The sequence below is a fragment of the Pseudomonas cuatrocienegasensis genome (assembly GCF_900110925.1).
GTDB classification, from domain to species: domain Bacteria; phylum Pseudomonadota; class Gammaproteobacteria; order Pseudomonadales; family Pseudomonadaceae; genus Aquipseudomonas; species Aquipseudomonas cuatrocienegasensis.
This window is the reverse complement of sequence record NZ_FOFP01000003.1, coordinates 1-12,056: the sequence shown is the minus strand read 5'-3', so window position 1 is coordinate 12,056 and position 12,056 is coordinate 1. Positions and strand designations below refer to the sequence as shown.

Below are 12,056 nucleotides of genomic sequence, written 5' to 3'. Positions count from 1 at the left end.
ATGAGGTCGGGGAAGTCTATCAGGCTGCTGGACAGCCCGGTAAGGACTCCGCCGGGCGCTGTGCAGCGCGCCCGCCAGGTTGGTCTTAAAGGAACAGACCGGGGCCCGGGCGGGCACCTTCGGGGAATTTGACGCCGATCTTGCGGATCTTGTTCCCTTCCATCGCCGCTACCGTCCAGGTCAGGCCCTGCCACTCGACCTGGTCGCCGATAATTGGCTCGCCGCCGATTTCATGGGCGATAAAGCGGCTCAGGCTTTGCTGGGCGTCCAGCTCGTCCAGCTTCAGGCCGTAGAGGGCCGCGACTGCGCCGAGTTCGGCGTCGCCTTCGAGCACGAAGTCGCCGAAGAAGCGCAGATCCTGGCCGCGTTTGGGTGCCTGGATGAACAGTTTGCCGAGGGCGGGTAAATCGTGTTCATGGCCAATCACGCAAAGCAGATCACCGGCCTCCAGGCGTGTGCTGCCGGAGGGGTGGAGCAGTTCATGGCTGCGGAACAGCGCAGCGATCCGCGTGCCCTCAGGCATCTTCAGCTCGCGCAGGGCGGCGCCGATGCACCACTTTTCCTTGCCCAGACGGTAGATGAACAGCTCCCACTGGCTGGTGGCATGCACTTCCAGCCCGGCGCGGGAAACCGGCAGCGGCTCTGGCGGCACCGTGACGCGCAACAGTTTGGCAGCCAAGGGCAGGCTGGTGCCCTGCAGCAGCAGCGACACCAAGACGATAAAAAAGGCCACGTTGAAGAACAGCTGGGCATTGGGCAGCCCGGCCATCAGTGGGAACACCGCGAGGATAATCGGCACTGCGCCGCGCAGGCCGACCCAGGCAATAAAAGCGCGTTCGCGGTCGTGGAACGCACGGAAAGGCAGCAAGCCGATAAAGATCGACAGCGGTCGGGCAAACAGAATCATCCACAGCGCCAGGGCAAGGGCCGGCAGGGCGATGGGCAGCAGTTCGTGCGGGGTCACCAGCAAGCCGAGGACCAGGAACATACCGATCTGCGCCAGCCAGGTCAGGCCGTCGAGCATATGCAGGATGCCGTGGCGCGAGCGGATCGGCCGGTTGCCGAGCAGCAGGCCGCAGAGGTAGATCGCCAGGATGCCGCTGCCGCCCACCGCAGTGGTGATGGCGAAGATGATCAAGCCGCCGCTGACCACCAGCAGCGGGTAGAGGCCGTTGGCCAGTTCTATGCGGTTGATCAAATTGAGCAGCAGCCAACCACCGCCCAGGCCGAGCAGGCCGCCGATACCGAACTGCAACAGCAGTTGCAGCGGCAAGTCCCAGGTCAGGCCGGTGTCGCCGCTGCCGAGGATGGCGATCAGGGTGATGGTGAGGAACACCGCCATCGGGTCGTTGCTGCCGGACTCGATTTCCAGGGTGGCGCTGACCCGCTCGTTGAGGCCGCGTCCGCCGAGCAGGCTGAACACCGCCGCGGCGTCGGTGGAGCCGACGATGGCGCCGATCAGCATGCCTTCCATGATCGTCAGGTCGAACAGCCAGGCCGCAGCCATGCCGGTCAGCCCGGCGGTAATCACCACACCGACAGTCGCCAGCGACAGCGACGGCCAGAGCGCTACGCGAAAGCTCGATACGCGGGTGCGCATGCCGCCGTCGAGGAGGATGATGGCCAGCGCCAGGTTGCCGACCAGGTAGGCCAGCGGGTAGTTGTTGAAGACGATGCCGCCCGGGCCGTCGGTACCGGCGAGCATGCCGACGCCGAGGAAGATCACCAGGATGGGAATGCCGAAGCGCGAGCCGAAAGCGCTGACGAGAATGCTCAGGGCAACCAGTAGACCACCGACCAGGAACAGGTTGTTGATGGTGCTGGCATCCAAATCGATCTACTCCCTGGCTGATGCTTTTGGGCGCGGCCAACTGCACTTATGCATGGCGCGTGCCAGGGATTCTAACCTGTGCCCTCGCTCGGGTGTCAAAAAAACGCCCGGATCTGTCCGGGCGTCAGGGAACAGACAGCTATCACCTCAGAACCAGGCGTCCTGCATCGCCAGGCAGGTCGGGTCGCGGCCTTCCAGCAGGTCGAGGTCATGCTGACAGGCGGGGACTTCCCAGGTCAGGAAGAAGCGCGCTGCTTGCAGTTTGCCCTGGTAGAAGTCGGCATCGGCGGGGTTGCCCTCGCTGTTATTGAGTCGCGTCAGGCCCTGCTCGGCGCAGATCGCCTGTTCCAGCCAGCGCCAGCCGATCACAGTGTGGCCAAACACTTTCAGGTACAGCGCCGAGTTGGCCAGGCCCTCATTGACCTTGCCGCTCATCAAATCGCCGAGCAGCGCCAGGGTGACGGTTTGCAGGCGTGCCAGCAGTTGCTCCAGTGGCTCGCGCAGGGCGGTCAGCGAAGCGTGGGCTTCGGCGCGCTGGCAGGTGCCGTGGATCAGCTTGAGCAGTTGCTTGAGCGCCGCGCCGCCGTTCATCGAGACCTTGCGGCCGAGCAGGTCGAGGGACTGGATGCCGTGGGTGCCCTCGTGGATCGGGTTGAGGCGGTTGTCGCGGTAGTACTGCTCCACCGGGTAGTCGCGGGTGTAGCCGTGGCCGCCGAGAATCTGGATGGCCAGCTCATTGGCCTTGAGGCAGAACTCCGAGGGCCAGGATTTGACGATCGGGGTAAGCAGATCGAGCAGCTCCAGGGCGCTGCGGCGCTCTGCCTCGGTCTCCAGCGTCAGGGTGTCATCGAACAGTCGTGCTGCGTACAGGCCGAGGTCGAAAGAACCCTCCACATAGGCCTTCTGAGTCAGCAGCATGCGCCGCACATCGGCGTGTTCGATGATCGCCACCTGGCTGGAGGTTGGATCCTTGCCATCCGGCAAACGGCCTTGCGGGCGTTGGCGCGCGTAGTCCAGCGAGTACAGGTAGCCGGCGTAGCCGAGCATTACCGCACCCATGCCGACGCCGATGCGCGCCTCGTTCATCATCTGGAACATATACGACAAACCCTGATGGGGCTTGCCGACCAGATAGGCCACACAGTTGCTGTTGTCACCAAAATTCAGCGCGGTGGAAGTGGTGCCGCGCCAGCCCATCTTGTGGAACAGCCCGGCCAGCACCACGTCGTTGCGTTCACCCAGGCTGCCGTCATCTTTAACCAGAAATTTCGGCACGATAAACAGCGAAATGCCCTTCACCCCGGCGGGGGCGTCCGGCAGCTTGGCCAGCACCATGTGTACGATGTTTTCGCTTAATGGGTGGTCGCCGCCGGAGATAAAGATCTTGTTGCCCTTGAGCCGGTAGGTGCCGTCAGCAGCCGGCTCGGCGCGGGTACGGATATCCGACAGTGAGGAGCCAGCATGGGGCTCGGTCAAGGCCATGGTGCCGAAGAAGCGGCCGTCGATCATCGGCTGCAGAAAGCGCTGCTTCTGTTCCGGGCTGCCGAAGGCTTCTATCAGGTTGGCCGCGCCCATGGTCAGGAAGGGGTAGGAGGTAGTCGCGGCGTTGGCCGACTGGAAGTGGGCGAAGCAGGCCTGCGACAGCAGGTTGGGCAGCTGCATGCCGCCGACCTCGAACTCGCGGGTGGCGTTGAGAAAGCCGGCTTCGAGAAAGGCGTCCACCGCCGGCTTGACCTCGGGGATCAGCACCGCGGCGCCGTCGACATACTCCGGCTCGTGTTCGTCGTTCTTGCGGTTGTGTGGGGCGAACAGGTTCTCGGCGATGCTGCGCGCTGTATCGATGGCCGCATCGAAGGTTTCACGGCTATGCTCGGCGAAGCGTTCGCGCTGGGTCAGGCCTTCGGCGTCCAGCACTTCGTAGAGTTCAAAGGCCAGGTTGCGGGAACTGAGCAGGGACTCGGACATGGGTGTACCTCCGGTTGCAATGTGCCGAGTCTAAGCAGGCGTGCGTGTGGCTCCCAGCACTATTAATAAGCGTGATAACGGGGCGTTGGGACGGATCGGTCGGGTAGGGTGGATGACGCTTTATCCATCCACCAGATCGTGATGGTGGATGAAAAAGACGTCATCCACCCTACGAAGTTGTACCGCAGAGATCGTGCTTACTGAATAGAGCCCCGGGCCAGCTCGCGGGTCAGTTCGGCGGCGCCAATGGCCTTGCAACCGCTGACATTCTGCCCCGCCCACAGCGGTGAGAAGTCGCCATTGCCCTGGCTTTCTGCCTTACTGCGCAGCGGTGCAATGGCGGCGGTAGCCAGGGGGAAGGCCGGCGCCAGTGGGCTGATTGGACCCAGCTCGCGCATCACCCGGTTGACGATGCCGCGCGCTGGCCGGCCGCTGAATAGATTGGTCAGGGCGGTGTGCTGCGCCGCCGGGCTGTGCAGGGCGGCGCGGTGGATGGTGCTGGTGCTGGCTTCATCGCAACACAGGTAAGCGGTACCGATCTGCACCCCGGCTGCGCCCAGGGCCATGGCTGCGCGCACGCCTTGTGCGTCGGCAATGCCGCCGGCGGCAATCACCGGCAGGCGCACGGCCTGGACGATCTGCGGCAGCAGGGCAAAGGTGCCGAGTTGGCTGCTCAGCTGGTCAGTCAGAAACATGCCGCGATGGCCGCCGGCTTCCAGGCCCTGGGCGATAATCGCGTCCGCACCGTTGTCTTGCAGCCACAGCGCTTCGGCAACCGTGGTCGCCGAACTGAGCACCCTGGCCCCACAGGCCTTGACCCGCGCCAGCAGCTCGGCCGAGGGCAGGCCGAAGTGAAAACTCACCACTGCCGGGCGGAATTCATCCAGCAGGTCGGCCATCTCGGTACTGAATGGCAGTCGGCCGGGGCCACTGGCGATAGTCGTCGGGTCGATGCCGAACTCGGTGTAGTAAGGGCTTAGTGCCTCGCGCCAGGTTGCCTCGCGAGCAGCATCGACGATGGGTGGGGTATGGCAGAAGAAGTTCAGGTTATAGGGCTTGTTGGTTTTACCGGTCAGCGCCTGCAGCTCCTTGCGCAACCCGCTCGCGTCGAGCATGGCGCAGGGCAGTGAACCCAGTGCGCCGGCATTCGACACGGCAGCTGCTAGGCCATGCAGCTGCACGCCGGCCATGGGTGCCTGAATCAAGGGCAGCTCAATGCCCAATAGCGCTTGCAGTGACATGTCGGTTCTCTCTTGCCAGACGGCTCAATGGCCACCGTACTGATCCATCTGGCGCATGGCAAATACCGTCACCCTGTGGCCCTGTTAAACTGTTCGGCCACAGGAGCCCGTCCCAATGAACTACCGCCACGCCTTCCATGCCGGCAACCATGCCGATGTGCTGAAACACTACGTCTTGAGTCGTCTGATTGCCCTGCTGTCGCGCAAGGAGGCAGCGTTCGCCTACCTCGACAGCCATGCCGGTATCGGTCTGTATGACCTGCGCGGCGACCAGGCCAGCCGTACCGGCGAGTGGCTGGAAGGTATTGCGCGGCTGTGGCAAGCCACGGATGTACCGGACCCGCTGCTGGATTATCTGGAAGTGATCCGCGCGATGAACCCGGATGGCGAGTTGCGTCATTACCCAGGCTCGCCGGAACTGGCGCGCTTGCTGACCCGTGAGCAGGACCGCCTGCACCTGAACGAGAAGCACCCGGAAGACGGTCGCCTGCTCAAGGAAAACATGCATGGCGACCGCCGCGTCGCCGTGCACCTGGGCGAAGGCTGGCATGTGCCGCGGGCCCTGCTGCCGACCCGCGAGAAGCGCGCGCTGCTGCTGATTGACCCGCCGTTTGAGCAGGTCGACGAAATGGAGCGCTGTGCCCAGTCCCTGAGCGAGGCCATCAGTCGTATGCGTCAGGCCGTGGTCGCGATCTGGTACCCGATCAAAGAGCCGCGCCAGCTCCGACGCTTTTACGGCGACCTGCAGAAAAGCAAGGCACCCAAGCTGCTGCGGGTGGAACTCTACGTGCATTCCACCGATGAAGCCGCGCGGTTGAATGGCTCCGGCCTGGTGATCAGCAACCCGCCATGGGGGCTGGAGGATGAGCTTAAGCAGACCCTGCCCTGGCTTGCTCAGTTGCTGGGGCAAACCCAAGGCGGCTGGCGCATGGATTGGCTGATCGAGGAAAAGCCTGCGGGCTAGCTGAATAGCTAGGGTCGCGACACAAATAATATGTCGCTCTCGGTAGGAGCGAATTTATTCGCGATTGATCGTGGGGCGCTGCAAACGTCGCGGCTAAAGCGGAGCGCCGCCCGGCCCCTCCCACGCCGCCCGGAATTTACCGACATTTGATGCATGACGTGACACTCAGGCCTGTTGCAGGTTCTTGGTGCGCACGGCGCACCCTACGGCCAGCCGCAGCCGCTTGAGCAATGATTATTGCTTAGCAAGGTCATGTTAGGTGCCAATGAGGAAACCTCGCTAGCGGCGACCGTGCCCCGGTTCGATGTGGTAGCTCAGCTGGCGCCGCGGGCTGAGGTATTCCAGCACCTGCAAAGGCACTTCAGTCGGACGCAGGCTGCGTTCGATACTGTGTTGGGGATTCTGCTCAAGGTCGAGGATCAGCGCTTCGTGCTTGGGCAGCTCGGCATCGTGCAGCATCAGGGTCGGGCGCAAGGGTTTTTCCGGATTCATGCCCAACACCAGGGCGTAACGTTGATCGTCGAGCTGCACCAGGCTACCCGGCGGGTAGATGCCCATGCAGCGAATAAAGGCCTTCAAGGCGACCTCGTCGAAGCGCGACCGTTGGTGCTTGAACATCATGGCCAGGGCCTCGTGCGGGCTCAGGGCTGCGCGCGGATCCAGTGGATTGCACAGGTTGTCGAACTGGTTGGTGATGGCCACCAGTCGGCTCAGGCGACCTATCGCTGGTTCATGCAGGCCGCGCGGGTAGCCGCTGCCGTCGCAGTGTTCATGGTGTTCCATGATGATGCGCAAGACCTCGTCATCGAACATCAGTTTCTCGCCCATGCGCTGCCCGAAACTGCAGTGCAGTTGCACCAACTGTTGTTCCGGGCGTGTCAGCGGTTCGCGCTTGAGCAGCACTTTGCTGGGGATCTCCAGTTGGCCGATGTCATGCAGCAGAGCACCGAGCCCGAGGATATGACAGGCCTCGCTGTCCAGGCCAAGCTGGCGGCCAAGCAGCAGCGACAGCACCGTGACATTGAGGGCATGGAAGTAGCTGTCATCCGCTGCTTTGCCGGTGATGCTGTGCAGCACCACACCGGGCGCGCCGAGCAGGGTCTCGACCATGGCTGAGACGATCTCGCCGGCGGCTTTCATGGCGTCTTCCGGACGGCTGCGCAAGGTCTGGTTGAGTGCCTTGATCTGCTGGCTGGTTTGCACGAAACGCCGGTCCACCTCGGCCAGGCGGGTGCGCAGGGCGCGCAACTGAGCGGCTCTGGCATCACGCGCGAGCTGTTGTGGGTCTACCTTGGTGGGCACAGCCGCCGGGGCTGGTGGCTCGCTGCTAAGGGGCAGGGGTTGGCAATCGCTGCGTGCCGGGTCATAGCGCAGGCTCGGCAGATTCAGCTGGCGCAGGCTATCGAGCTGCGCCTGGTCGCGAATTTTGAACTGGCTGAAGGCGAAGCCGTGTTGCCACCAGCTCAGATCCAACTGAACGTAGAGCCCGATGCACAGCTGCTCGGGCTGGATGTAGTGTGCAGAGGGCGGCATGCCGGGCTCGCAAGCAGGTTGGGTGGCGATTCGCCAGCAAGTCTACTGCGCTTTGCCGCTTTTTGCCCGGACCGCCATCAGGCTGGCAGGCACACACCCGTGCCACCGAGGCCACAGTAGCCACCGGGGTTCTTTGCCAGGTATTGCTGGTGGTAGGTTTCGGCGTAGTAGAACGTGGGGGCTTCGGCGATTTCGGTGGTGATGGTGCCCAGGCCGGCCTTATCCAGCTCGGCCTGGAAGCGCGCGCCGCTTTCCAGCGCCGCGGTCAGTTGCTCTGGGCTGTAGCAGTAAATCGCCGAGCGGTACTGGGTGCCCTGGTCATTGCCTTGGCGCATGCCCTGGGTTGGGTTGTGCGCTTCCCAGAACACCTTGAGCAGGGCTTCGTAGGAGGTGAGCTGCGGGTCGAACACCACCCTCACCACTTCGGTGTGGCCAGTTAGCCCGGAGCAGGTTTCTTCGTAGGTCGGGTTGGGCGTATGGCCACCGGCATAACCAACCGCCGTGGTCCACACGCCTGGTTGTTGCCAGAAGCGCCGTTCGGCACCCCAGAAACAGCCTAAACCAAACACGGCCTGCTCCAGGCCTGCCGGAAAGGGTGGCAGCAAGGGGTTGCCGTTGACCGCGTGTTGATTGCCCACCTGCAGGGGCGTGGCGCGACCTGGCAGGGCCTGCTCGGCGCTGGGCAGTGCGGATTTGTGTGCCAGAATTTGTGAGCGCAGAACCATGAGAGGCGTCCTCGACGTGAATGTAGTGTATTGACCCGGCTGGGGGCGCAAGGTTACAGCGCGATCAGGCCGGTGGTCGGCGCGGGTAGCGTTTCAGGCGCTCGAGCAGGTCGCGCCCGGGGATCGGCTGGTCGAACAGGTAGCCCTGGCCGATATCGCACTGCTGGCGCCGTAGAAAGGCCAGTTGCGCGGCCGTCTCGATGCCTTCGGCGACCACTGTGAGTTTGAGGTTGTGCGCCATGGCGACGACAGCGGAGGTGATCTCCATGTCGTCCTGGTTGTCCGGGATGTCTTTGATAAAGCTGCGGTCAATCTTGATCACATCGATGGGGAATTTCTTCAGGTAGCTGAGCGACGAATAGCCGGTACCAAAATCGTCCATCGCCAGGGTCAGGCCCAGGGCCTTGAGGCTGGCGAGTTGCTGGCGGGTGTCCTCGGTGGCATCGAGCAGCAGGCTTTCGGTGAGTTCCAACTCCAGCAGGCGTGTGGGCATTTGCTCTTCCTGCAGGATCGTGGTGATCGAGCCCACCAGGTCGGGGTCAGAGAACTGCTTGGGCGAGAGATTGATCGCCACCTGCAGGTTGACCAGGCCGACGGCGGTCAGTTGCATGCTCATCCGGCAGGCCTGGCGTACCACCCATTTACCGATGGGGATGATCAGCCCGGTTTCTTCTGCGACGCCGATAAACTGGTCGGGGCGGATCATGCCGCGCTCCGGGTGCTGCCAGCGCAACAGCGCTTCCATGCCGATCAGTTGGCCCGTCCTGAGGCATAGCTTCGGTTGGTAGAACACTTCCAGTTCGTTTTGGGTAAGCGCGCGACGCAGGTTGTTTTCCACGAACAGCTTGTAATCGGCCTCGGCGTTGAGCACCTCGGTGAAGATCTGCATCTGGTGTTTACCGTTGGCTTTGGCCTTGTGCAGGGCCAGACCAGCATGCTTCATCAGGGTTTGCGGGTCCTTACCGTGCAGGGGCGCGCAGGCCAGGCCGACCGAGCCGGTCACGCTGATCAGTTGATTGTCGATGAACAGCGGTTTATCCAGGGTCTGCAGGACCTGCTGGGCGATCGCTTGGCTGTCCTCTAGATCACAGGTCAGGAGAATGGCGAACTCGTTACTGGCGAAGCGCGCCAGGACCCCATGGGGGCTGAGGCTATTACGCAAACGTTTGGCCAGGCTGACCAATAATTTGTCGCCGGTTTGGTGGCCGAGGCTGTCGTTGATGCGTTTGAAATTGTCGATATCCACCAGCAGCAGGCTGATTGTCGCCGTAGCGCTTTCGGCGAAGCGTGCCTCAAGGGCGCGGATAAACGCGTAGCGGTTGCCCAGACCGGTCAGGTTGTCGCTGTAGGCCAGGCGCTCGATGCGCTGCTGCGATTGCTTGCTCTCGGTGATGTCTTCGTAGATGCCGATGTAGTGAGTCAGGGTGCCGTCATCGGCATGCACTTTGGAGATCGATAGTTGACTCCAGTAGGGTTCGAGGTTCTTGCGTCGGCTTTTGAATTCGCCCTGCCAGCTGTGGTGCTCGGCGAGGCCGGATTGTGCGTCGAAGAGCAGGTCGCTGAGATTTTCCAGTGCAGGTAGCTCGGACAGCAGGCGCCCCTGGACTTCTTCAGCGCTGTACAGGGTGATGGCGGTGAAGCTGGGGTTGACGTATTCCACCAGGCCGTCGCGATCGAGCAGGATAAAGGCGCTGGCGCTTTGCTCGACGGCTCGCTGGAACAGATAGAGGGCGCTGGTGGCGCTGCGCCGCTGGTAGTTGGTCAGCACCTGGGCATATTGGTCGGCCAATTCGCCGGCAAACGCCACTTCATCGGCTTGCCAGGTACGCGCTGTACCTGTGTGTTCCAGGCAGAGCACCGCCACGACTTCGCCGCCTACGCGGATGCTGGCATCGAGCACCGCGGTGATCCCGAGTGGGCACAGGTACTCGACGGCTAACGCGGCAGTGCGCGGATCTTGCAGGGCGTCATGGGCGTCCAGCGCGCGACCACCTTGCAGTGCCTGCAGATAAGCGGGAAAGCGACTAATGCTCAGTGGTTGAGGGTGCAGGTACTGGGCGATCTGGCCGTCATACAGGGCCATCGGCTCCAGGGTCTCGCCGTTGAGGTTCCAGATACCAGCTCTGGCGACTGCGTAGATCTCACTGGCGACCTTGGTGATCAGTTCTGCGGCTTCGCGCAGCGGGTTTTCCGCCCGGTAGCGGTGGCGGGCGAGGGTAACGATCAGGTCCTGCTGCACCCGTGTGCGGTCCTGCTGTTGCTGAAACGCTGCCTGGTCACGCTGGTACAGGGCCAGCGACGTTTGCAGGCGCTGGTTGTGTGCCTGTAATTCGCTGGCGCGCTGCTCACCATTGCTGAGCAGGTTGCTGTCGGCGATCATCAGATAGCCGCGCAGCAGGTGACGGCCGCGTTGCTTGAAGGGCTCGCCGAGCTCCATCAGGGTCAGTGGCCCGCGTGGTGTGTGCAGGGTGTAATGGATCAGGTAGTGCCCTTGTTGGGCGAGTTGGGCCTGGATCGTATCGTGCAATCGGTAGCGTGCTTCCGGCTCCATCAGGCTGGCGTAGGGCGCGTCGACCAGGGCGCACAAGTCAGCGGCAGGGATGCCTAACTGTCGTTCGCAGGCCGGGTCGAGAAACAGCATGCTCCAGCTGGCCTCATTCAGCCGCTCGTAACGCAGCATGCCGAGCCGTGATGGCACTGGCAACTGCGTCACAACCTCGGCCGCTAGGCGGCTTGCGGCATCAGGATGGCTTTTCATTCAGGCTGCTGGCTTCCACTATGCTGGCCGATACGAGGGCACGGCCCACTTCACTATAGCGTCGAGTAAGGGTGCATCATGCAACTGTCACTGACAAGAAAACTCAGCGTGCCGGCGTTGTTTCTGCTGGTCCTATACGGCACATCTGTCCAGGCGAACGGGCCGGACAGCGGCCTCAGCAGCGCCGAACAATCGAGCTATCTCGAGCGCGTAAAGCAGTTGTACCTGACGCGGGACGAGCGTCAAGCGCTGCTTGCGCATTGCAACAGCTTATTGGAAACCTATGCCCTGCGCGCAGCCTATCAGGTTGGCCAGTCGCCGCGTGAGGACCTTCGCTATGAGCTGCGCCTGGGTGAGCCGGGTGAGCTGCTGTTGCGCGAGGATGTGCGCGCCATTCAGGGTGTCGAACGTTCGGTAAGCACCCGACGTATCGGGGTGTTCGGTGTCGATCCATTCATTCGCTACGACTGCCCTGCCGGGGCGGTCCAGTGCGTGTTGCGCAACCCTGTCGATGACAGCCCGTTGCTGAGCATCGTACGTGATCACCAGGGTGCCGCCGAGTTGGCCAAGGCCCTGAGTTTTCTTATTCGCAACCTGCAGAAGGGCTAGGGTCTGTTCCCGTTTCGTTCGCGGCAACGCGGCTTGCGACGAAACGGGAACGGACCCTAAGACCCGCTGCAGGTGTGCTGGCCGATGTCTGTAGTGGTCAACTAATCCCGGACACTGCGTTAAGTTTTTCTTCCGCCACGGCAGGCGGGAGTCCGCCATTGAATTGATGTGGCCGTTGCCAGTTGTACCGTTGCATTAAAAACCGTCCGATATCTTGCTGTGCGAGCGCAGCGCTCATGTAACCCACACTCGGCACCCATTCTGTTTTCAAGCTGCGAAACAACCGTTCCATTGGCGCGTTGTCGTGGCAGTTTCCGCGGCGGCTCATGCTCTGTTTGAACCGATAGCGCCACAGTCGCTGGCGGAAGCTTCTGCTGCCGTACTGGCTACCCTGATCACTGTGGAACAGCACATTCTGGGGGCGGCCGCG

General features: G+C 62.6%; 9 protein-coding genes. 2 read left to right on the top strand and 7 right to left on the bottom strand.

Annotated elements, in window-relative coordinates:
• Positions 1 to 85 precede the first annotated feature (85 nt).
• From BMW49_RS05090 to BMW49_RS05080, 3 genes are all read right to left on the bottom strand, one after another.
• Positions 86 to 1,831, bottom strand: a complete 1,746-nt coding sequence (locus tag BMW49_RS05090; RefSeq protein WP_069522409.1) for a potassium/proton antiporter — start codon at positions 1,829 to 1,831, stop codon at positions 86 to 88.
• A 147-nt stretch (positions 1,832 to 1,978) separates the two neighbouring features.
• Entirely contained in the window at positions 1,979 to 3,796 is a 1,818-nt protein-coding gene (locus tag BMW49_RS05085) for an acyl-CoA dehydrogenase (RefSeq protein ID WP_069522411.1), read from the bottom strand.
• Positions 3,797 to 3,993: 197 nt separating this feature from the next.
• On the bottom strand, positions 3,994 to 5,037 hold the full coding sequence (locus BMW49_RS05080; RefSeq protein WP_069522414.1) for an NAD(P)H-dependent flavin oxidoreductase: 1,044 nt from the start codon (positions 5,035 to 5,037) through the stop codon (positions 3,994 to 3,996).
• Between the two features lie 115 nt (positions 5,038 to 5,152).
• Here BMW49_RS05080 and BMW49_RS05075 point away from each other — a divergent pair, with 115 nt between their 5' ends.
• Positions 5,153 to 6,001, top strand: a complete 849-nt coding sequence (locus BMW49_RS05075; RefSeq protein WP_069522416.1) for a 23S rRNA (adenine(2030)-N(6))-methyltransferase RlmJ — start codon at positions 5,153 to 5,155, stop codon at positions 5,999 to 6,001.
• A 279-nt stretch (positions 6,002 to 6,280) separates the two neighbouring features.
• On the opposite strand, the gene BMW49_RS05070 is transcribed toward BMW49_RS05075, so the two are convergent.
• From BMW49_RS05070 to BMW49_RS05060, 3 genes are all read right to left on the bottom strand, one after another.
• Positions 6,281 to 7,534: a cyclic di-GMP phosphodiesterase gene (locus BMW49_RS05070; protein ID WP_069522418.1), complete on the bottom strand. Its 1,254-nt coding sequence runs from the start codon at positions 7,532 to 7,534 to the stop codon at positions 6,281 to 6,283.
• Between the two features lie 77 nt (positions 7,535 to 7,611).
• Entirely contained in the window at positions 7,612 to 8,259 is a 648-nt protein-coding gene (gene msrA, locus BMW49_RS05065; protein ID WP_069522420.1) for a peptide-methionine (S)-S-oxide reductase MsrA, read from the bottom strand.
• Between the two features lie 64 nt (positions 8,260 to 8,323).
• A complete protein-coding gene (locus tag BMW49_RS05060) occupies positions 8,324 to 11,017 on the bottom strand; it encodes a putative bifunctional diguanylate cyclase/phosphodiesterase (RefSeq protein WP_069522422.1) in 2,694 nt (897 codons plus the stop codon).
• 78 nt (positions 11,018 to 11,095) lie between these two features.
• Between BMW49_RS05060 and BMW49_RS05055 the strand changes: the two genes are divergently transcribed.
• On the top strand, positions 11,096 to 11,626 hold the full coding sequence (locus BMW49_RS05055) for a hypothetical protein (protein ID WP_069522424.1): 531 nt from the start codon (positions 11,096 to 11,098) through the stop codon (positions 11,624 to 11,626).
• A gap of 97 nt (positions 11,627 to 11,723) precedes the next feature.
• On the opposite strand, the gene BMW49_RS05050 is transcribed toward BMW49_RS05055, so the two are convergent.
• Positions 11,724 to 12,056, bottom strand: a 333-nt coding sequence (locus BMW49_RS05050; protein ID WP_139205693.1) for an integrase core domain-containing protein, incomplete at its 5' end; no start/stop codon positions are given.